Genomic DNA, 21,099 nt, shown 5'->3' with positions numbered 1-21,099 from the left:
ACCAGGGTGTGCTGCGGCAACCGGGTCCTAGGCTGTCTGCCATGACCGACCAGCGCGGCGGAGTCGTCGACGAGTCCTGTGTCCTCACCGAGGGGCCGTGGACGCACCGCTTCGTCGGCGCCAACGGCACCCGGTTCCATGTGGTCGAGGCCGGCACCGGCCCGATGGTGCTCTTCCTGCACGGCTTCCCGGAGCACTGGTGGGCGTGGCACCAGATGCTGCCGGCGGTCGCCGACGCCGGCTTCCGGGCGGTCGCCGTCGACCTGCGCGGCTACGGCGCCAGCGACAAACCACCCCGGGGGTACGACGGCTACACCCTCGCCGCCGACATCGCCGGTTTGATCCGGGCGCTCGGCGAACGCTCGGCGACGATCGTCGGCAGTGGCGTCGGCGGCATGGTGGGCTGGACGGTGGCCTCCTTCCACCCACCCCTGGTCCGCCGGCTCGTGGTGTTGGGGGCGCCACACCCGCTGCGACTGCGCGCCGGCATCTTCGCCGACCCACGGGGTCAGTTCGCCGCGTCCACCCCCGCGCTGAAGTTCCAACTACCCCGCTACGAGCACGTGCTGACCCGCGACGGCGCGGCGGCGGTCGCGGAGATCCTGCGCCGCTGGGGCGGGCCACGCTGGGTCGCCGGGCCGGACTTCGAGGCGTACGCCGAGCGGTGCCGGGAGGCGATGTGCATCCCGCAGGCGGCGTTCTGCGCGCTGGAGGGCTACCGCTGGGCGTTCCGCTCGCTGCTGCGGCTGCACGGCTACCGGTTCGTACGCCTCATGCAGAAGCCGTTGGCCACCCCGACCCTGCAACTGCACGGCGCGCTGGACCCCGCCTCCCTGCCCCGTACCGCCCTGGGCTCCGGCCGCTACGTCGTCGCCCCGTACGAGTGGCGGCTGCTCGACGGGGTGGGGCACTTTCCGCACCTGGAGGCACCGGAGTTGGTGCTCGGCGAAATCCTGCGCTGGGCGAAGAGCTGACCGCTCAGACCCGCTGCTCCCGCAGGTCGGTGACCTCGGACGCCGGTGCCCAACCCTGGTAGACGCCGAAGTCGAAGACCTCCAGCCGCATCGCCTCGGCCACCGGCCAGCGGCCACCCGTGTATTCCACCCGCAACCAGGCGTCGTGCTCGCCGAGCACGATGAACGGCTGCCCCTGCCAGGTGCAGGTGGTTCGCACGTACGCCAGGTCCTCGATCTCGTTCGCCCGAAGCACCCGGACGTACCGGCCCGCGCGGACCTCCTCGAAGCCCTCGCCCGGCTCGCGTTGGTAGAGGCGGATGTTGTCACCATCCGGGCTGGCCTGGTATTCCCGGCCCTGCCACCGGGCCACGTAACCGTCGCGCATCACGCCTCACCGACCCGTCGCCAGACCACCGTGTCGGTATCCAACTCGGCGATCACCCGCTCGGTGCCGTCCGCGCCGATCCGCCACAGCTGTGCGCCGTGCGGGAGGCGCGCGCTGTCCACCTTGAACTCCGCCACCACGTCGCTGCTCTCGCCCGGGGCGAACCCGTTGCCCCGGAACGGGGGACGCTCGATGACCCAACCCTCCATGGCCCGCATCGCGGGCTCGTTCTGACCGCCGTAGGGGATCCGGTAGAGGCTCGGCCGGTGCGCCGGCCAGCGCAACACGTAGATCTCCTCGGCGTCGCGGGCGAACGGCGAACCGGGGTAGCTGAGGCCGAGCGCGTCGTGCACCTGCGCGGGCGTGGTCAGGTGGGCCAGCTCACCGGCCCGGTGCACGAAGCCGGAGACCCGGTCGTACCCGCGGTCCAGGTAGTAGGCGAGTTGGCTGGGCGCGACCGCCTTCTGCATCACCGTCGGCCGGGTCGGGTCGACCACCGCCGGGGCGTACCGGGGGCGGGCGGTGGGCTCCGCCACGGCCGGCGCCTCCTCCGGGTCCACCTCCAGGTCGTCACCGAGCCCCACCTCGGCGGCCCAGTTGGCCAACGCGACGATCTGCTCACCGGGCAGCTTCGCGCCGACCGGCGTGCCCGGGTTGACGGCGAACGACCAGTCCTCGTCCGGCCACCGCCGGATCAGTTGGGCGAACTTCACACCGACGGTGACTACGTCGCCCTCGACGTGGTCGGCGAGACGCTTCGGTGACGTGTAGACCACCACGTACGTCTCGCCGTCGAGCTGCGCCGTCCGCCAGACGAAGCCCGGATCACCGGGACGGCTGCCCGGCAGCGAATCCGGGGCCGCCGGTAGCAGCACCCGGGCCAGCAGCAGGGTGGACAGGAACGTGTCAGTGCTGCCGGCGCCCGCGGCACCGAGAAGGTCTTCCTCGACGGTGTTGGCCGGCTCGAACTCGACCGGGGCCGGTTCGTCGACGGGCGACGGCAGCCCATCGCCGTCCGCGGTCGCGCTCTCGCCGCTGCCGACCCGGTCCGCGCCGGTCACACCTGCCGACGAGCCGTCGCCGTCGGTGCGACCGCCACTGACCGGGACGCCATCGCGGTCACTGCTGAGCCCGCCACTGACCGGGACGCCATCGCGGTCACTGCTGAGCCCGCCACTGACCGGGACGCCATCGCGGTCACTGCTGAGCCCGCCAGTGATCGGGTCGCCAGCGCGGTCAGCGGTGAGCCCGCCGCCCGTGCCGGCACCGCTCGGGCCGCCTGCGGCGTGGCCGGCGTCCACCGGCCCGCCGGCGGCCGGCGCCGACGGGCTCGGACCGGGGTCGGACGACGCGGGACCGGACGGGCTGGGGTTGGAGGACGACGGGCTGAACAGGTCTGGACCGGAGGGCGCGGGGTCGAACGGTCGCGGGGCGGCCTCGGCGGGGCGGGGCTGCCGGGCCGCGTCGAACGGGCCGCTGGTCTCGACCGGGTCGGTGAGATCGCGGGACTCGATGATGGTGCCCTCGATGACGATGGGCGTGAAGCCGCGGCGCGGCGCGGGCGGGCCGGAGACCGGTTCCGCGACGGACGCCGACAACTCCTCCGCCAGCCCGAATCGGCTCGGCCGGTCGTGCGGGATCGCCTGGGTCCGGTCCGCCGACGGGCTGGGCCGCTGCGGCGCCCGGGTCAGCGGTGGCTCACCGGTCACCCGAAAGGCGCGGGTCGGCTCCTCGGCCACCGGGTCGGGTCGGCGCGGTGGCAGCGGCTGGGTGATCTCCTCGCCGGGTGCCGGTGCGCGTACCCCTCGGGAAGTGCCGAGACCGCCGGCCGGCGGCCGCAGCGGCCGGGTGGCGTCCGGGTCAGTCATCGGAAAGGCCCGGGTCGCGGCCTCCTCGGCCGGCGCGTCGGCCGGACGGCGGCGCGGGAAGGGTTGGCTGCCGCGGCCGAATCGGGTCGGTGGGGCCGCCCGGTCGGCGGAGCGCCCACCGCCCGGCGGCGGGTCGGACGCCCGTTCCCGGGAGGTGGTGGGTTCGAAGAAGGAACGCCGAGCGGCCTGGGGACCGCCGCTGCCGTTACCCGCCGCCGGGCCGTCGGCCTCGCTCGGCCGATTCGCTGCTGGCCAGCCCACGCCCGGTCCGGGGGCATCGGTCGGCCCGACACCGGGACGGTCGGCGGGCGCCAACGGCGTGAACCGGGACGGCCGGCCGCTGCGGGGCAGGCCGCCGCTGGCCGGCGCGCCGGGTTGGGGCGCGTCGCTCGGGTACCGCTGACCGGCGGCGGGCAGGTCTTCCTCCCCGGGCCGGCGGGACGGCCCAACGGGGCCGGGCGTGCGCGACGCCGGACCGGGCATCGGCGGGCCGGGCACCGACGGGGCAGGCACTGAGGGGGCAGGCACCGACGGGGCAGGCACTGAGGGGGCAGGCACCGACGGGGCGGGCACTGAGGGGGCGGGCACTGAGGGGGCGGGCACTGAGGGGGCGGGCACCGACGGGGCGGGCACCGACGGGGCGCCGGTCGACCGGGGTGCTGGACCCCACGCGGCCCTCCGCGGCGGGATCGGGGCGGGCGCGGTCGGGGCGGGCGGGACCGGGGCGGGGCCAGCCGGCGTCGCACCCGTCGGGGGAGGCGATCCGGCGGCCGGCGCGGCGTCCCGACCGGGCGTGCCGGTGCGGGTGCGGGCCAGGGACTCGGCCCGCTCCAGCCGAGCGCGGGCACCCAGGGCGCGGCCGGGCAGGCGCACGTCGCCCCGGGAGAGTTGGGCCACGAACCAGGCCGGCAGATATCCCTCGACCGGCAGACCCGGGTTGACGGCGAGCCACCACTCCTGGTTGGGCCAGCCGACCGCGAGGTCGGCGAAGGGAACGCGTCGGTTGGTGCCGGAGTGCTCACCGAGGCAGACCCGCAGTGCGGCGGCGGACGTGAAGGCCAGCACATGCGTCCGGCCACCTGTGGTCCAGGTGCCCCAGCCGGGTGGCGCCTGGCCGGGCTGCGCAGGCGCGGAGACCGGCAGCAACAGATCGGTGCGGGACAGGAGTCGGAAGTAGAGCTCCTGGTCGTTGGCGCGCAGCGCGTCGCGCATCGCCACCTCGGCCTCCGTGGCCGGCTCCCATGCGGTCACGGCCACCTCCCCTTCCGAGAACAGGCCACAGGTATCGCGTACAACCTACAAGGTGGTATCAAGATCACAATGGCTGACCGTCGGCGGCCAACCGGGGCGTGGGTGAGGCGATAACATCCCGTCCCGGAGCCGACACGATACGGAGGCTGTCGATGTCCCGATCGATCACGCGCCCGGTCCTCGCAGGCCTGGCCGCAAGCCTGCTGACCGTACCGGTCCTCCCGAGCACCACCGCCACCGCCAGGCTCCGGACGGCACCGGCGTGCGCGAGGCCACTCGCCCCGGTCCGGCCGGTCCCGGCCACCCCGTGGCCACAGCAACGGTACGACCCGACCCGGCTCGCGTCGTTGGCCACCGGCGCCGGGGTGACCGTCGCGGTTGTCGACTCGGGGGTGGACCGGGCGCACCCCCAGCTGGCCGGGCGCGTGCTGGCCGGCACCGACCTGCTCGACCTCGGCGGTGACGGCAGTCGGGACTGCGCCGGGCACGGCACCGGTGTGGCGAGCATCATCGCGGCGGGACCCCAACCCGGAGTCGCCTTCCGTGGCCTGGCGCCGGGTGCCCGGATCATGCCGGTGCGGGTGAGCGAGCAGCAGGTGGTGCAGGGACGCGAGTCGGGGCGTACGGTCAGCGTCGCCGAGTTCGCCCAGGCCATCCGGTGGGCCGTCGACCACGACGCCGACGTGGTGAACCTGTCGGTCGTGTTGTACGCGGACGACCCGGAAGTCCGTTCGGCAGTGCGGTACGCGGTCGACCGGGACGTGGTGCTGGTGGCCGCCGCCGGCAACCTGCGCGACAGCGGGAATCCCCGACCGTTTCCCGCCGCCTACGACGGGGTGCTCGGCGTGGGAGCGATCGGCGCGGACGGCGCACGGGCCACCTTTTCGCAGACCGGCGCGTACGTCGACCTGGTCGCACCGGGCAGCGCGGTGCTGACCGCCGCCCCCGGGTCGGGCCATCATCAGGTCGAGGGCACCAGCTACGCCGCGCCGTTCGTGGCCGCCACCGCCGCGTTGCTGCGCGAGTATCGGCCCGAGTTGACCGCCGCCCAGGTCGCGGAACGGATCATCGCCACCGCGGATCCGGCTCCCGACGCGGGCCACGGCGGCGGGTACGGGGCCGGCGTGCTGAACCCGTACCGGGCGGTCACCGAGACCAGCGGCAGCCGCGCGGCCGACCCTCGACCGGTCGCCGTGCTCGCCGACGACCGGGCCGATCCGGCACTGCTGGCCCGCCAGGCCCGCCGGGCGAGGGCGCAGAAGCGCGCCCTGCTGGTCGGCGCGGCGGTCGGCACGATGGCGGCCACCGTGGCGCTGCTCGCCCTGGTGGTGCCCCGGGGTGCCCGGCGACGCTGGCGCCCGGCCGACCCGGCCTGATCCCGACAGTCGACCACCCGGACCGCCGACAACCTGCGACAGTCGACCACCTGGACCGCCGACCTGCGGCGGCCGGGCGGCTGACCGGGACACGGTCAGCGCTCCCGACCCACCGCGTTCACTGGAACAGCCCGGTGTTCTTCTTCTCGGTGTCCAGGTAGTCGGTGGCCGAGTCGTGCACCGCCACCTTGATGTCCCGCAGCATCGCCTGGAGATCCTGCGAGGCGGACCGCCACCGCGCCTGCCGCTGCTCGTAGGCCTCACGGGCCTCGCCGGTCCAACTCGCCACCAGCGGGGCGGCGTCTCGTTCGAGTTGACCCAGCTGGGAGTCGAGCGTGTTCAGCGCCTTCTGGATGTCGCCGCCGGCCTGCTGAAGCGCGGCGAAGTTGACGACCAGCACACCATGGTCCATCGGATTTCCCTCCCCAGTGGGATCAGAGCGGCAGCTGGATGCCGCCGCGATTGGTGCCGGCAACCCGGCTGGCCACCTCGTCGTCGGAGGCGTCGTACTGTCGGCCGGCGGTGCGGATCGCCCCGGCGGTCTCCCGCAGCGCCCGGTGCAGCGCCGCCTGGTCCTGTGACCACTGCTGCTTGACCTGCTCGAACGACCGGCCGCCAGCACCGCGCCAGGCCTGCTGCAACACCTGCAGCTCGGCCAGCAGGCCGGTCAGCATGGTCTGCAACGACTGGTCTACCTGCTCGAACTTCGCGGCGGTCTGCTGCATCACCGCGGCTTCTGCCTGGGTCTGGGACACCCGGACGTCACCTCGTCTCCCTGATCGCGCCTTGGCCGTCGACGCGCCCGCCCTGTGAACGCGTCGTTCGCTTGGCCCGGTCGTCGAGCACTGAGACGCGGGTCAGCGATGACTTCGTGGCTGACGGTAGCGGCCTCGTTGCGGTTCTGCTACCCCCTTCGTCTCCCCTGTGGACAACCGCGTGAGCCATCGGTCGCTTACGATGTGCCGCAGCCACGTCGCGGCGCGTGACGGGCCGCCGGAGGGCGGGCGGGCCGCCCGACACGGTCCCCCACTGGTCGAGGAGGCACGGTGCCGGCGATCACCACCGGAGGACCGCACCCGGCGATCCCGGTCGGGTCCGGGCCGAGCGCCGCCCCGCAAGCGGTCGGGCCGGGTGAGCGGGCCAGGTCGGGTCGACCCGCCGAGGTCGGCCCGGACCCCACCGGTCCGCGCGCGCTCCGTCGCCGGTCATCCCTGGATCACCGGGCCTGGTCCGGTCGGCGGAGCGGCGCCGGCGTACGGGCTGGTCAGCTGGTCACCGCGCAGGTCGCGGCGGCGCTCGTCCTCACCGCCCTGGGCCGGCCCGCACCCGTCGTCGTCGCGGCCGCGCTGGTGGCCGTACTGCTGCTGGCGGTCGCCGGGGCCCGGTTCCGGGGCCGGTGGCTCTTCGAGTGGCTGGGCACGGCGGTCGGGCACCTGACCCGCCGTCGGGCGCTCGCCGGTCCGGCCGGAGCGGCCGAACTGCTCGACCTGGTCGCTCCCGGCACCGTCGTCCGCGCGACGGAGCTGACCGGCGGCCCGGCCGCCGTCCTGGAGGACACGGCGGGCATGGTGGCGCTCCTGGAACTCGGCGACCCCGGCGACCTGCTGGGCGACGTGTCCCGGGCGATCCCCACGCCCGCCGCGTTGCTGCCCCCGGCCGGTCCGGACGTGCCCCCGCTGCGGGTGCAACTGCTGCTCGCCGGTGCGCCGGCACCGGTGCCGGCCGCCGGCGGCACGGCCGGCACGTCGTACCGGCAGCTCACCGACGGGCGGCTCGGCGGACGGGAGCGGGCGGTGGTGGCGATCCGGGTGCTGCGGGTGGACGGGTGGTCGGAGGAAGACCTGCGCCGGGTGCTCGCCGGCACGGTACGGCGCGTCGTCCGCCGGCTCGGATCGCTGACCGCGCGACCGCTCGGCGTACCGGCGGCCCTGCGCGTCCTGGCCGAGTTGGCCCACCACGACGGCCAGCCGGTGCGGGAGTCCTGGCCGGCACTGCGCTGCGGCACCCTGGTGCAGGCCACCTTCCGGCTGGTCCGGTGGCCGGAGGCGGGCAGCACGGGTGGGTTGCGGCTGGTGCCCCGGCTGCTCGCGCTGCCGGCGACCGCGACGACAGTGTCGATCACCGCGGGACCGCTACCGAGCACCGGCACGGGCCCGGCGCCGACCGAGCTGACCGTGCGGCTGGCCGCCACGACGGCGACCGAGCTGACCGCGGCCACCGGGGCGCTGCATCGTCTGGTGACCGACCTGGGCGGGGAGCTGCGACGCCTCGACGGCGCACACCTGCCCGGACTGGCCGCCACGCTGCCGCTGGCGCTCACCGCACCCGGGGCGCGGACACGCATCGCGATGGACGACTGGGAGCTGACCCTGGGCGACGCGGGGATGATGCTCGGCACGAACCGGCACGGCAGGGCCGTCACCGTGCGGCTCTTCCGGCCGGAGAGCACCCGGGTGCTGCTGGTCGGCGGGGTGCGGGCGGCCCAGTTGGTGACGCTGCGCGCACTGGCACTCGGCGCGCTGGTGGTGGTGCAGACCGCACGGCCACGCGCCTGGGAGCCGTTCGTCCGGGGAGTGGGCGCGCCGGGTGGGACGATTCCGCTGCTCCCACCCGGTCGACAGATCGCCGACGGGGTGGGGTCCGCCCTGCGTCCGTTGCTGCTTGTCGTCGATGCCGGGCCGGTGCCGGCCGAGGCCGAGCCGGGTCCGCCGTGGCGGGCCACGCTCGTCGTACGGGACGAGTTGACCCCGGCCGACGTCGACGCGTTGAGCCGGGCCGATCTCGCTTTGCTGCAGCCGCTCGACGACGGCGAGGCCGCGCTGGCCGGCGCCGCCCTGGGGCTGGGCGGCTCGGCCGAGTGGCTGACCCGGATCCGGGACGACATGATCGCCGTGGTCAACCGGCGGGCGCTGCGCTGGGCACTGCTCTCCCCCACGCCGATCGAGGCGCAGCTGATCGGTCGGCCGGGGCGCGGCTGATCCGCCCGCATGGTCAACTGGCGGGTTACGCCGGTGCGAGGTCCGTGGCACGATCCCCGCCATGGGTTTTCTGAAAGGTCTGCTGATTCGGCTGGCCAGCACAGCGCTGGCATTCTGGCTGGCCACACTTCTCATCCCGGGCATCTCGCTGGAGTCGGACTCCGCCGTCGAGACGGTCACCACGCTGCTCCTGGTGGCGGTGATCTTCGGCGTGGTCAACGCGGTCCTCCAGCCGGTCATCAAGACCGTCGGGTGTGGCTTCTACCTGCTGACCCTGGGTCTCATCGCGCTCGTGGTGAACGGGCTGCTGTTCCTGCTCACCAGTTGGATCGCCGACCAGGCCGGGCTGCCGTTCACGGTGGACGGTTTCTGGCCGGCCGCGGTGCTCGGCGCGCTGTTCGTGAGCATCGTGACCTGGATCCTCGGCGCCGTCCTCGACCGGGACTGACAGTCCACGGGCCAGCACCGATCCGCGCCCCGAGGGCTGCGACCACGGCCGGCCAATGACCAGGATCTGGGAATTGGCCGGTCTGGCCGCCCATCCCGGCGGCTAGCGTCGATGCGTGTTCTCGTTGACTCGCACCGATGGTTACCTGCTCAGCACCGACCCCGACCGACTTGATCTGGCCCGCGTGCATCTCTGGTTGTCCACCGACGCGTACTGGGCGCTCGGTCGGGACCGGGAGACCACGGCACGGGCGTTCGCCGGCTCGCTGCCGTTCGGCGTCTACCGACCCGAGGACGGCCAGCAGGTGGCGGTTGCCCGGGTGGTCACCGATGGCGCCACCTTCGCGTGGCTCTGCGACGTGTACGTCGACCGCGCCGCCCGCGCCCGCGGGTTGGGCGGCTGGATGGCCGGCGCGATCCGCGACCACCTGGACGACCTCGGCGTACGCCGGATCCTGCTGATCACGAAGGACGCGCACGAGGTGTACGCGCGGGCGGGCTTCACGCCGCTGGACGTGCCGGAGCGGTGGATGCAGCTCGACCGGCGCACGCCGGTGACCCCCGTCACCGGAAAGGAGCAAAGCGACAGTACGCCCCTTACGGTGGAGGGGTGACGCCACTCCGCCTGGGATACCTCTACGGCTTCGGCGCGTACCTGCTCTGGGGCTTCTTTCCGCTCTACTTCAAGCTGCTGCGGCCCGCCGGGCCGCTGGAGGTCCTGGCCCACCGGGTCGTCTGGTCGGTGGTCTTCGTGGCCCTGCTGCTGGCGGCGCTGCGCAACATCGGCTTCCTGCGGGCGCTGGTGCGACGCCCCTGGGCGATGGCCGGGATCGTCGCCGCCGCCGCGTTGATCGCCGTCAACTGGGGCACCTACATCTACGGGGTCAACTCCGACCGGGTGGTCGAGACCGCGCTCGGCTACTTCATCAATCCGCTGGTCGTGGTGCTGCTCGGGGTGACCGTGCTGCGGGAGCGGCTACGCCCGGCACAGTGGTTGGCGCTGGGAATCGGCGCGTCGGCGGTCGTGGTGCTCACCGTGGACTACGGCCGGCTGCCCTGGTTGGCACTGACGCTGGCGTTCAGTTTCGGCGGCTACGGCCTGGTCAAGAAGCGGCTCGGGCTGCCGCCGGCGGAGGGTCTCTTCGTCGAGTCGGCGGTGCTCGCGCTGCCGGCCTTGGGTTACCTGGCCTGGCTCACCAGCCGCGCACAGTCCACGTTCGGCCACGTCTCGGCCGGGCACACCGCGCTGCTGGTGCTGGCCGGCGCGGCCACGGCGATCCCGCTGCTCCTGTTCGCCGGGGCGACCAACCGGCTGCCCCTGAGCGGTCTCGGCATGATCCAGTATGTGGCGCCGATCCTCCAGCTCGGCTGCGGCGTGCTGATCTTCCACGAGCCGATGCCGCCAGCCCGCCTAGCCGGTTTCGCACTGGTCTGGCTGGCCCTGATCGTCTTCACCGCCGACGCGGTCCAATCCTCCCGCCGCACCCGCGCCAGCGCCGACACCCTCCCCCGCGATCTTGCAGTTTCGGTTGTCGAGACGTCCGCGATGCCCCTTGTGGAAGGACAGAAAGTGCAAGATCGCCGAGGAGAGGGGTGGGCTGGTCAGGGGACCGCGTAGGTGAGCAGGGGCGTGCCGTCGGCCTTCTGGAGTTCCACGCTTATCAGCTCGGCATCGGTGAACCTGGTGGCACCCGTGAACTGGAGGTCGTCTCCCGGCGCGGCCAGCCAGGAGCCGATCTGTTCGCTGGCGCCACTCGGACCGCGCGCCACGAGCCGGAACGGGTACGCCTTGCCGTAGCTCGTCCGCGCGTCGTACCCGCAGCGCATGGTCACCTGCGTGCCCCACTTGGTGCCGAGAAGCCCGATGTCGGCGTGCACCGGCCCGGTGCTGGCCACCGGACGCATCGCGACCATCGACACCTGCGGCGCCGGCGTGCTGCCCTGGGCGACCGGCGGTCCCGGCGGGGCGGGGCGGGGCAGCACCACGGCGGTGCCCACACCGACGAGCAGGGCCAGCCCGGCGGCGGCCAGGGTGGTCAACGCGTAGCGTCGCCGGTCCGTGGCGCGCTCCCGACGCCGGCGACGCCGGGCCTCCTCCAGCAACGCGGGCACCCGGGGCGGGGCCGGTGGCGGCAGGATCTGCTCCAACCCCACCGGGTCGAGCCGCCCGAGCAACCCGGGCAGGACGGCGATCTCGGCGACCGCCTCCCGGCAGGACGCGCAGCCGCCAAGGTGCCGCTCGTAGGCCGCCCGCTCGGCGGGGGCCAGGGCACCCAGCACGTACGCGCCATCGTCGTGCGCGAACTCGCACCGGGTCATCCCGTCACTCCCATCTCAGCCAGGACCAACCGTAGGGACCGCAGCGCGTAGTGGGTGCGGGACTTCACGGTCCCCGGTGGCACGCCGAGTCGGGATGCCGCCTCGGCCACCGACCGTCCCTGGTAGAAGCACTCGACAAGCACTTCCCGGTGGGTCGGGCTGAGCCGGTTGAGCGCCTCGGCGACGGTCCACGCCTCCACCGCCCGCTCGGCCTCGTCGATCACCTCTGGCGGTTCGGGAACGTCGTCGGTGAAGACCTCACCGACCCGCGTGGAACGCCGCCGCCAGGCGTCGATGGCCAGGTTGCGGGCGGTGGTGAAGAGCCAGGACCGCACCGAACCGCGCTGCGGGTCGAGCGACTCCGGATGTCGCCAGGCCCGCAGCAGCGTCTCCTGCACGAGGTCCTCGGCTCGCTGCCGGTCGCCGTTGACAAGCCGCAGGGCATGCGCGTACAGCGCCTCCGCGTGCTCGTCGTGCAGCGCGCGCAGCAGTTGGGCGTCGTGGTCGCTGATGGCGGTCTCCCTCGCTTCCGGCGCGCGTCCGGCGTTGCGTTCGCTCGGGAATACGTGCGGTCACGCCGATCGGTTCAGCCCGAGGTCAGACCGGTTACGTGCGGTAGCCGCCCCGGCAGGTGTTCACGACGGGTTCACATCGTGGCCGACGCGTGCTCACCACGTCCTCCTAGCGTCCGCCTGGTACGCCGCCTGCCGTGCCACCGACTTCCCTGGAGGCTCCCCCATGAGCGACAGTCCCCGGCTGCTCCCACTGCTGACCGGCAACCGCCATGGCACGCGTGACGCCATGACCTGCCTGTACCGCTGCGGAAACGCCTGTGACCACCCGGTACCGAACACCTCCGACAACGCGTACTTCGGGGACGTGGTGAACGCGGAGGTCTCGCGGCGCGGCGTGGTCCGGGCCGGTGCGATCGGCGCGCTGGTCCTCGGCTTCGGCGGCGCGGCTGTCGGCGCGGCCCCGGCCCTGGCGGCCCCCGCCACCCCGGACGTCCCGGAGGCCTTCGGTTTCGGCCGTCCCAGCACCGGGGTCGGCAACGGCGCGCTGACCTTCAAGCCGATCCCACCGAACAAGCTGGACACCCTTGTCGTACCGAACGGCTACGACCACGCGGTGGTGATCAAGTGGGGTGACCCGGTGCTGCCGGGCGCGCCGGAGTTCGACGTGCACCACCAGACCGCCGCGGCGCAGTCCCGGCAGTTCGGTTACAACAACGACTTCGTGGGCGTGCTGCCGCTGGACAAGCAGGGCCGGCGCGCCCTGCTCGTGGTCAACCACGAGTACACGAACGAGGACCTGATGTTCCCGGGCTTCCCCGGCCTGGACGGGCTCTCCGTCGAGCAGCTCCGCACCGCGATGGCCGCGCACGGCATGTCGGTGGTGGAGGTGGAGCGGGTCGCGGGCACCGGGCAGTGGAAGCCGGTCGACGCCGGCCGCCGGCCGTACAACCGGCGGGTCACCGCGCTGGGCACCAGGTTCGACCTGACCGGCCCGGCCGCCGGCTCGGCCTGGCTGAGGACCGCCGCCGACCCCAAGGGTCGTACGGTCGTCGGCACGCTCAACAACTGCGCAGGTGGCGTGACCCCGTGGGGCACGGTGCTGTCCGGCGAGGAGAACTTCAACCAGTACTTCGTGGGCGCCGACGCCGCGCCGGCCGAGCTGAAGCCGAAGCTGGACCGCTACGGCATCGGCACCGCCAGCCGCTACCCCAGTGGCAGCCGCAAGTGGGAGCGCGCCGACGAGCGCTTCGACCTGGCCAAGCACCCCAACGAGGCACACCGGTTCGGCTGGATCGTCGAGATCGACCCGTTCGACCCGGAGAGCCGCCCGCGCAAGCACACCGCGATGGGCCGGTTCAAGCACGAGGGCGCGAACGTGATCGTCGCGAAGGACGGCCACGTGGTCGCGTACATGGGCGACGACGAGAGGTTCGACTACCTCTACAAGTTCGTCTCGGACCAGAAGTTCCTGAAGGGCAACTCCTGGGCTGCCCGCAAGCACAACCTGACCCTGCTGGAGTCGGGCACGCTCTACGTGGCGAAGCTCGACCAGACCAGCGCCGCCGAGATCGACGGCTCGGGCCAGCTCCCCACCGACGGCGCGTTCAACGGCCGGGGGCGCTGGATCAAGCTGGTCAGCGGCAACCGGTCGTTCGTCGACGGGATGACCGCCGCGGACGTGCTCACCTTCACCCGGCTCGCCGGCGACAAGGTCGGCGCGACCAAGATGGACCGCCCCGAGGACGTGGAGCCGAGCCAGCTCACCGGCAAGGTGTACGTGGCGCTCACCAACAACACCGACCGCGGCAAGGCCGGCAAGGCCGCGGCGGACGAGGCCAACCCGCGTAACGCCAACAAGCACGGGCAGATCCTGGAGCTGGTCGAGGACCGTAACGACAACACCGCGGAGACCTTCGCCTGGTCGCTGCCGATCGTCTGCGGCGACCCGACCGACCCGTCGACCTACTTCGCCGGGTACGACAGGACCAGGGTCTCCCCGATCTCCTGCCCGGACAACGTCGCCTTCGACGCCACCGGCAACCTGTGGATCTCCACCGACGGCAACGCGCTGGGCAGCAACGACGGTCTGTTCGCCACCGCCGTCGAGGGCCCGGAGCGGGGTCACCTCAAGCAGTTCCTGACCGTGCCGCTCGGCGCGGAGACCTGCGGGCCGTTCATCACCGGCGACAACCGCTCGGTCTTCGTCGCCGTTCAGCACCCGGGTGAGATCACCGGCGCCTCGGTGGAGAACCCGGCCTCGAACTGGCCCGACGGCGACTACGCCAAGCCGGGAGTGGTGGTCACCTGGCGTCTCGACGGCGGCCCGGTGGGCAGCTGACGGAGCCGCCACCGTCGGTGGACCGCTGAACCTCACCTCAGGGCGGGTCCGGCGCTGGACCGCCCCGAGAGGCCCTCTCCCAGCCCGGGAGAGGGCCTCTCGCCGTCTCTCGGGGGTCAGGCGTCGGCGGCGATGCCGTCGGCGACGCTGCGGGCCACGGTGAGCAGCTTGGCGCGGACCACCCGGGCGGAGGTCATCATCTCGCTGGCCGGCATCGCACAGGCCAGCACGACGCGGCGTTCCATGTCCTTGTCCGGCGCGACGAGCACCGCCGCGCACGCCACCCCCTGGCGGAACTGCCCCATCTCCAACTGCATGCCGCGCCGGTCACCGGCTGCCAGGTCGGCCTCGAACGCCTCGGTGGTGGTGAGCGTGGCGCTTGTGAACGGGCGCATGCCGTACTCCCGCAGGTAGCGGTAGCGCTGATCGGCGGTCAGGGTGGCCAGCAGTGACTTGCCGAGAGCCGTCGCGTGCGCCCCCTCGTCGAAGCCGGGGACCAGATCCTCCAGGTAGGGCGAGCGGTGCCCCTCGGCGACCGCCGTGAGGGCCACCTGCCCACCGACGAAACGACCCAGGAAGTGGCTGTAGCCGGTGTCCAGAGCGGCCCGCCGTAGCGTCTCACCGACCACCGGGGGACCCCGGAACGCCGTCACCAACTCCCGGTAGCGGTCGGCCACCTCCAACCCCACGATGTACGTGCCGTCCTCGCGACGGATCACGTAACCCTCGTAGGCGAGCGTGCGGACCAGGTGGTAGGTGGTGGCCACGGTCAGCTCGCACCGCCGGGCGATCTGCTTGACGGTCAGGCCTTTCGGGGCACGACCGACCGACTCCAGCACCCGCAGCGCTCGGGACACGCTGCGAATCAGGTCCGAAGGTTCTGCCAAGGGGTCGCGCACAACCACCTCCGCCGCCGGGGACTTACACCATATGAAATACAGGCCCACTGCGAAATGCCTGTTCGGGTGGAGGATGCCAGATCATCACCCACAGCGTGTACCCCGGTGGTCACCATGAGTGGCCCGAGCTGGGTTCACGTATTTTTGCCGGACGATGACCAACACCGTCTCCACCCCCCACCAGACCATCGCCCGACCCCACCCGGTCCGGGCCAGCGCCGGCGCGGTCGTCACCACAGTGGCCTGCGTCCTGCCCGTCTTCCTGCTCGGCGGCCTCGCCGTGCAGATGGGCGCGGACCTCGGCTTCTCCCCGGCCGGTCTTGGCCTGGCCGTGGCCGTCTACTTCGGGGTCAGCGCGCTGGCCTCGGTACCCTCCGGCCGGCTGGTCGAGCGGTACGGGCCGACCCTGGTGGCCCGCTGCGGCATCGTGCTGGCCGCCGGGTCGATGCTGGCCGTGGCGGCCCTCGCCCGGTCGTACCCGATACTTGTCGGCCTGCTGGCGCTCAGCGCCGCCGCGAACGCCCTCGGCCAGCTGGCCAGCAACGCGGCGTTGGCCCAGCACGTGCCGGCCCGACGGCAAGGGTTGTCGTTCGGTGTCAAGCAGGCCGCCATCCCCGCCTCCACTTTGCTGGCCGGGGCGGCGGTGCCCACCTTCGCGCTCACCATCGGCTGGCGCTGGGCGTTCGTGGCCGCCGCCGCGGTCGCGCTGACGACGCTGCCCGCCGTACCCCGGCAGTTGCCCGGCGCGGCACGGCGGGCCGGCGCGGCACGCGCGGGCCGGGCGACGGCGGCGCTCGTGGTGATCGGCGCGGCGGCGACGTTGGCCGCCGCCGCCGCGAACACGCTCGGCACCTTCCTGGTGGACTCCAGCGCGGCGCGGGGCCTCTCGCCCGGCCTCGCCGGCCTCACCCTGACCCTGGGCGGCGCGGTCTGCATGGTGGCCCGGGTGGGGGCCGGTTGGTTCGCCGATCGGCGCGGCAGCGGTCACGTCGCCCTCATCGCCGCGATGCTCGTCGTCGGCGCGGCCGGGTTGGCACTGCTCGCGTCGGCCGGCTCGGTGCCGCTGGTGGCCGGCGTGGTGCTCGGCTTCGGCCTGGGTTGGGCCTGGCCCGGCCTGATGAACTTCGCGGTGGTCCGGCTCCACCCGCAGTCGCCGGCCACCGCCACGTCGATCACCCAGACCGGGGTGTACGCGGGCGGCTGTCTCGGCCCGCTGAGCCTCGGACCGCTCGCCGCCCACCTCGGCTACTCCGTCATGTGGACCACGGCTGCGGTGGCGATGGTGCTCGCCGCCGCCCTCATGCTCGCCGGCGGTCGCCTGTTGACCCACACCCACCCCGCCGCGGCCCACCCCGCCTCCGCCCGCCCCGCCTCGCGGTGATCATGGGGTTATCGTCTGATCACACGGCGTGTCGTGGCGATAACCTCATGATCAACGCTGAGGTGCGGGGGTGCGGAGGTGCGGAGGGGGTGCGGGCGTCAGCCGGTGCGGTCGGCGATGTAGTCGCAGAGGGACTCGAGGGCCTGGCGGGATGGGCCCTGCGGGAGCGGGGCCAGGCGCGCGCGGGCGTCCTCGGCGTAGCTGCGAACGGTCTCCCGTGCGCGCTTGAGCGCCGGGCTCTCCCGCAGCAGGCCCAACGCCTCCGCGTGCAGCGCGTCGTCGGTCAGTGGGCCGGTCGCCAGGATCTCCCGCAGCCGCACCGAGGACGCGTCGGTGTCGTCCGCCGCGCGCGCGTAGAGCACCGGCAACGTCGGGACACCCTCGCGCAGGTCCGTGCCGGGCGTCTTGCCCGACTGACCCGACTCGGAGGCGATGTCCAGCAGGTCGTCGGAGAGCTGGAAGGCGACGCCGATCGTCTCGCCGTAACCGGCGAGGGCATCCACGTGCTCGGCGGGGGCACCACCGAACATCCCGCCGAACCGGGCCGACGTGGCGATGAGCGAGCCGGTCTTCTCGGCGATCACGTGCAGGTAGTGGATCACCGGATCGTCGTCGACCCGTGGACCGACGGTCTCCGCGATCTGACCGTGCACCAGCCGGGCGAAGGTGCGGGCCTGCAACCGGACCGCCTCCGGGCCCAGATCGGCGGCGATGTCCGCCGCCCGGGCGAAGAGATAGTCGCCGACCAGGATGGCGACCGAGTTGGTCCAGCGGGAGTTCGCACTCGGCGCACCCCGGCGGACGGCGGCCTCGTCCATCACGTCGTCGTGGTAGAGCGTGGCGAGGTGAGTGAGCTCCATCACCACGGCGGCCGGGACCACCTGCGCGCCACTGGGGTCACCGAACTGGGCGCCGAGCGCCACCAGCAGCGGCCGGAAGCGCTTCCCGCCGGCCTCCAGCAGGTGCCGGGCAGCCTCGGTGACGAACGGGTCGGCGCTTGCCACACTGGCCCGCAACTCGACCTCGACCGTGTCCAGCACACCCAGCACCGACGCCTCGACGCGGGGATCGGCGAGATGGAGGCCGAGCGCGCCGAACTGACTCGTGCTCGCCCGACCCCGCCGACCGCCGGAGCCGGTGGAACCTGAACGCTCGCCCGCCGGATTCACCACGCCATCAACCATGCCACACCCGTTCTACCTGCTCCGGGCCGGGGATACGCACCGGGGGCCGACGCGTCAACACGCGCCAACCCCCGGTGATCGATCCCTCGGTCATCGAACGAATTCGGCAGCTCCGGTCGCCAGATCGAGCAGCGGCGCCGGTGCGACACCCAGCACCAGGGTCGCCAGCACACCGATCATCAACGCGGCGGAGGTCAGCCCACCGGGCACGGTGACGGTCGGAGTGGACTCGCCCGGCTCGGACAGCCACATCATCACCACGACCCGCAGGTACGGGAACGCCAGCACCATGCTGGTCAGCACGCCGGCGATCACCAGCCAGGTCTGACCACCCTCCAACGCCGGCCCGAAGACCGCGAACTTGCTCATGAAGCCGCTGGTCAGCGGGATACCCGCGAAGGCCAGCAGGATGAAGGTGAACAGGGCGGCGAAGAACGGCGAGCGGCGGCCCAGCCCGGCCCACCGGGACAGGTGGGTGGCCTCCCCGTCGGCGTCGCGCACCAGGGTCACCACCGCGAACGCGGCCAGCACCGAGAAGCCGTACGCGACCAGGTAGAACATCGTGCCGGCCAACCCGTCGCGGCTCGGCGCCAGCACACCGACCAGCAGGTAGCCGGCGTTGGCGATCGAGGAGTACGCGAGCAGCCGCTTGATGTCGGTCTGGGTGACCGCGAGCACCGCGCCGACGAGCATGGTCAGCACCGCCACCACACCGAGGATCGGGGTGAAGTCCCAGTTGGCGTCGGCGAACGCGACGTGGAAGACACGCAGCAGGGCACCGAACGCGGCGACCTTGGTGCAGGCCGCCATGAAGCCGGTGACCGGGGTCGGCGCGCCCTGGTAGACGTCCGGGGTCCAGACGTGGAACGGCGCCGCCGCGGCCTTGAAGAGCAGGCCGATGGCGAGCAGCGCCATGCCGGCGAAGAGCAGCACCCGGCTGGCCGGCGACTCGCTCACCGCCGCGTTGATGGTGGCGAAGTCGACGCCCGCCACCCGGCCCGGCATCCCGGCGGTGAAGCCGTAGATCAGGGCCACGCCGAACAGGAAGAAGGCGGAGGCGTACGCGCCGAGCAGGAAGTACTTCATCGCGGCCTCCTGGCTCAGCAGGCGGCGGCGACGGGCCAGCGCGCAGAGCAGGTAGAGCGGCAGCGAGAAGACTTCCAGCGCGATGAACATGGTCAGCAGGTCGTTCGCCGCCACGAAGATCAGCATGCCGCCGATCGCGAACGTGGTCAGCGGGTAGACCTCGGTGAGGCCGTTGCGCCCCTCGGCCTGCCGCCGGTCGTCGGCCGACTCGGCGGTCACCGCGGCCTGGGCGACGAACGCCCCACCCAGCTCGACCGAGCGGTCACCGATCAGCAGCAACGCCATCGCGGCCAGCACCAGGATCGCGCCCTGGAGGAACAGCGTCGGGCCGTCGATCGCGAGGGCCTGGCCGGCGGTGATCATCCGCTCGTCGGCATTGAGCACCACCATGGTCAGCGCCGCGAGCACCGCCAACAGCGCCAACGTCAACTGCACGACGTGCCGCCAGCGCCGGGGCACGAAGGCCTCGACGAGCACGCCGAGCAGGGCGGTGCCCAACATGATCAGGATCGGGGAGAGCGCCGCGTAGTCGATCGACGGCAGTTTGAAATCGGTCACTTTGCCGCCTCCTGGACGGTGCCGACCGACGGGGCCGGGTCGGTTCTGCCGATGTCGTCCATGGTCGCCTGGACGGCCGGGTTGATCACGTCAGTGACCGGCTTGGGGAAGAAGCCGAGCAGCACGATCAGGGCGATCAGCGGAGCGACCACGACCTTCTCGCGCAGGTTGAGGTCCCGGCGCATGCCGTCGACCTCGGTGAGCGTCGGGTTGAGAGTGCCCTGGGTGGTGCGCTGCACCATCCACAGCACGTACGCGGCGGCCAGGATGATGCCGAGCGTGGCGATGATCGCGACCGGCTTGTTCACCGTGAAGGTGCCGATCAGCACCAGGAACTCGGAGATGAACGGCGCCGTACCGGGCAGCGCGAGCGAGGCGAGACCGGCGAAGAAGAGCACCCCGGCGAGCACCGGGACCAGCTTGCCGGCGCCACCGAAGTCGCTGATCAGCGACGAGCCACGACGGGAGATCAGCATGCCCACCACCAGGAACAGCAGGCCGGTGGCCAGACCGTGGTTGAGCATGTAGAGCACCGCACCGGTGCCGGCCTGGGTGGTGAAGGCGAAGATGCCCACCCCGATGAAGCCGAAGTGCGCGATCGAGGTGTACGACACCAGCCGCTTGAGGTCGTTCTGACCGACTGCCAGCAGCGCGGCGTAGACGATGCCGATCACGCCCAACGCCAGCGCCCACGGCGCGAACCACCTCGACGCCTCGGGGAACAGCGGCAGGCAGTAGCGCAGGATGCCGAACGTGCCGACCTTGTCCAGCACACCGACGAGCAGGGCCGCGGCGCCGGCGGGGGCCGCGCCACCGGCGTCCGGCAACCAGGTGTGGAACGGGAAGAACGGCGCCTTGATGGCGAACGCGAGGAAGAAGCCGAGGAACAGCCACCGCCCGGTGCCGGTGCTGATGTCGACCTCCGACAGCTTCTGCCAGTCGAAGGTCTTGCCGCCGACCACCCACAGCCCGATCACGGCGGCCAGCATGAACAGACCGCCGACGAGCGAGTAGAGGAAGAACTTCACCGCCGCGTACTGCCGCTGGTGGCCGCCGTAGCTGCCGATCAGGAAGTACATCGGCACGAGCATGACCTCGAAGAACACGTAGAACAGGAAGACGTCGGCGGCCGCGAAGACACCGATCATCGTGCATTCGAGGACCAGCAGCAGCGCGAAGTAGACGGGCACCGACCGCTTGGAGGACTCGGCGTCGTGCCAGGAGGCCAGGATCACCAGCGGCACCAGCACCGCGATCAGCATCAGCATCACCAACGCGATGCCGTCCGCGGCGAAGGTGAAGCTGACGCCCCAGTCCGGGATCCACGAGTACGACTCGCGGAACTGGAACCGGTTGCCACCGGCGTTGAAGCTGACCCACATCGCCACCGAGAGCGCCAGCACCAGCAGCGACCAGACGAACGCCACCTGCTTGGCCAGCTCCGGCCGATGGCGCGGCAGGAAGGCCACCACCAGGGCGCCCACCAGTGGCGCCACGGTGAGCACCGAGAGGAACGGGAAGTTGGACATTATGCGGCCTTACCTCCGTCGTCACTGCG

General features: G+C 72.5%; 18 protein-coding genes. 8 read left to right on the top strand and 10 right to left on the bottom strand.

From position 1 onward, the window contains the following. The first annotated feature begins 41 nt into the window (after window positions 1–41). Entirely contained in the window at window positions 42–974 is a 933-nt protein-coding gene (locus ACGFH8_RS09770) for an alpha/beta fold hydrolase (protein WP_393365639.1), read from the top strand. A 4-nt stretch (window positions 975–978) separates the two neighbouring features. Here ACGFH8_RS09770 and ACGFH8_RS09765 read toward each other — a convergent pair whose 3' ends face one another. Continuing rightward, the gene (locus ACGFH8_RS09765) at window positions 979–1,344 is read right to left on the bottom strand and encodes a hypothetical protein (protein WP_393365638.1); all 366 of its coding nucleotides are present in this window, start codon (window positions 1,342–1,344) and stop codon (window positions 979–981) included. After that, entirely contained in the window at window positions 1,341–4,460 is a 3,120-nt protein-coding gene (locus ACGFH8_RS09760) for an SseB family protein (protein ID WP_393365636.1), read from the bottom strand. Before ACGFH8_RS09760 ends, ACGFH8_RS09765 begins: the two co-directional genes overlap by 4 nt. A 152-nt stretch (window positions 4,461–4,612) precedes the next feature. Here ACGFH8_RS09760 and mycP point away from each other — a divergent pair, with 152 nt between their 5' ends. Next, window positions 4,613–5,836, top strand: coding sequence for a type VII secretion-associated serine protease mycosin (gene mycP, locus ACGFH8_RS09755; protein WP_393365634.1), 1,224 nt, complete (start codon window positions 4,613–4,615; stop codon window positions 5,834–5,836). A 118-nt stretch (window positions 5,837–5,954) separates the two neighbouring features. On the opposite strand, the gene ACGFH8_RS09750 is transcribed toward mycP, so the two are convergent. Beyond that, complete coding sequence (locus ACGFH8_RS09750; protein ID WP_393365632.1) at window positions 5,955–6,248, bottom strand: WXG100 family type VII secretion target; 294 nt, start codon at window positions 6,246–6,248, stop codon at window positions 5,955–5,957. A 22-nt stretch (window positions 6,249–6,270) separates the two neighbouring features. Then, window positions 6,271–6,591, bottom strand: coding sequence for a WXG100 family type VII secretion target (locus tag ACGFH8_RS09745; RefSeq protein WP_393365630.1), 321 nt, complete (start codon window positions 6,589–6,591; stop codon window positions 6,271–6,273). A 291-nt stretch (window positions 6,592–6,882) separates the two neighbouring features. On the opposite strand from ACGFH8_RS09745, the gene eccE reads away from it, so the two are divergent. The 4 genes from eccE (at window position 6,883) to rarD (ending at window position 10,879) form a co-directional block, all read left to right on the top strand. Beyond that, window positions 6,883–8,814, top strand: a complete 1,932-nt coding sequence (gene eccE, locus ACGFH8_RS09740) for a type VII secretion protein EccE (RefSeq protein ID WP_393365628.1) — start codon at window positions 6,883–6,885, stop codon at window positions 8,812–8,814. A 61-nt stretch (window positions 8,815–8,875) separates the two neighbouring features. Further along, window positions 8,876–9,262 carry a phage holin family protein gene (locus ACGFH8_RS09735; protein WP_355027384.1) on the top strand — a complete coding sequence of 129 codons (387 nt, stop codon included), beginning with the start codon at window positions 8,876–8,878 and terminating at the stop codon, window positions 9,260–9,262. 115 nt (window positions 9,263–9,377) lie between these two features. Further along, complete coding sequence (locus ACGFH8_RS09730; RefSeq protein ID WP_393365626.1) at window positions 9,378–9,875, top strand: GNAT family N-acetyltransferase; 498 nt, start codon at window positions 9,378–9,380, stop codon at window positions 9,873–9,875. Then, window positions 9,872–10,879 (top strand): EamA family transporter RarD, encoded by a 1,008-nt coding sequence (gene rarD / locus ACGFH8_RS09725; RefSeq protein WP_393365624.1) that lies wholly within the window; start codon window positions 9,872–9,874, stop codon window positions 10,877–10,879. The genes ACGFH8_RS09730 and rarD overlap by 4 nt, the downstream gene beginning before the upstream one ends. On the opposite strand, the gene ACGFH8_RS09720 is transcribed toward rarD, so the two are convergent. Together ACGFH8_RS09720 and ACGFH8_RS09715 are read right to left on the bottom strand one after the other, a co-directional pair. Then, window positions 10,864–11,580: an anti-sigma factor family protein gene (locus ACGFH8_RS09720; protein ID WP_393365622.1), complete on the bottom strand. Its 717-nt coding sequence runs from the start codon at window positions 11,578–11,580 to the stop codon at window positions 10,864–10,866. The genes rarD and ACGFH8_RS09720 overlap by 16 nt on opposite strands. After that, entirely contained in the window at window positions 11,577–12,071 is a 495-nt protein-coding gene (locus ACGFH8_RS09715) for a sigma-70 family RNA polymerase sigma factor (RefSeq protein ID WP_393367050.1), read from the bottom strand. Before ACGFH8_RS09715 ends, ACGFH8_RS09720 begins: the two co-directional genes overlap by 4 nt. 247 nt (window positions 12,072–12,318) lie before the next feature. Here ACGFH8_RS09715 and ACGFH8_RS09710 point away from each other — a divergent pair, with 247 nt between their 5' ends. Next, on the top strand, window positions 12,319–14,433 hold the full coding sequence (locus ACGFH8_RS09710) for a PhoX family protein (protein WP_393365620.1): 2,115 nt from the start codon (window positions 12,319–12,321) through the stop codon (window positions 14,431–14,433). Between the two features lie 116 nt (window positions 14,434–14,549). On the opposite strand, the gene ACGFH8_RS09705 is transcribed toward ACGFH8_RS09710, so the two are convergent. Continuing rightward, on the bottom strand, window positions 14,550–15,332 hold the full coding sequence (locus ACGFH8_RS09705) for an IclR family transcriptional regulator (protein WP_393365618.1): 783 nt from the start codon (window positions 15,330–15,332) through the stop codon (window positions 14,550–14,552). 154 nt (window positions 15,333–15,486) lie between these two features. Here ACGFH8_RS09705 and ACGFH8_RS09700 point away from each other — a divergent pair, with 154 nt between their 5' ends. Continuing rightward, window positions 15,487–16,713, top strand: a complete 1,227-nt coding sequence (locus ACGFH8_RS09700) for an MFS transporter (protein ID WP_393365617.1) — start codon at window positions 15,487–15,489, stop codon at window positions 16,711–16,713. A 98-nt stretch (window positions 16,714–16,811) separates the two neighbouring features. Here ACGFH8_RS09700 and ACGFH8_RS09695 read toward each other — a convergent pair whose 3' ends face one another. From ACGFH8_RS09695 to ACGFH8_RS09685, 3 genes are all read right to left on the bottom strand, one after another. Continuing rightward, window positions 16,812–17,897, bottom strand: a complete 1,086-nt coding sequence (locus ACGFH8_RS09695) for a polyprenyl synthetase family protein (RefSeq protein WP_393365615.1) — start codon at window positions 17,895–17,897, stop codon at window positions 16,812–16,814. Between the two features lie 90 nt (window positions 17,898–17,987). Further along, window positions 17,988–19,541, bottom strand: coding sequence for an NADH-quinone oxidoreductase subunit NuoN (gene nuoN, locus ACGFH8_RS09690; RefSeq protein WP_393365614.1), 1,554 nt, complete (start codon window positions 19,539–19,541; stop codon window positions 17,988–17,990). Next, complete coding sequence (locus ACGFH8_RS09685; protein ID WP_393365613.1) at window positions 19,538–21,070, bottom strand: NADH-quinone oxidoreductase subunit M; 1,533 nt, start codon at window positions 21,068–21,070, stop codon at window positions 19,538–19,540. The genes nuoN and ACGFH8_RS09685 overlap by 4 nt, the downstream gene beginning before the upstream one ends. Window positions 21,071–21,099 lie beyond the last annotated feature (29 nt).

The organism is Micromonospora sp. NPDC049175, assembly GCF_043197345.1.
Lineage (GTDB): Bacteria > Actinomycetota > Actinomycetes > Mycobacteriales > Micromonosporaceae > Micromonospora.
The sequence above is the reverse complement of the archived record's forward strand: the minus strand, read 5'-3'. Positions and strand labels throughout refer to the sequence as shown.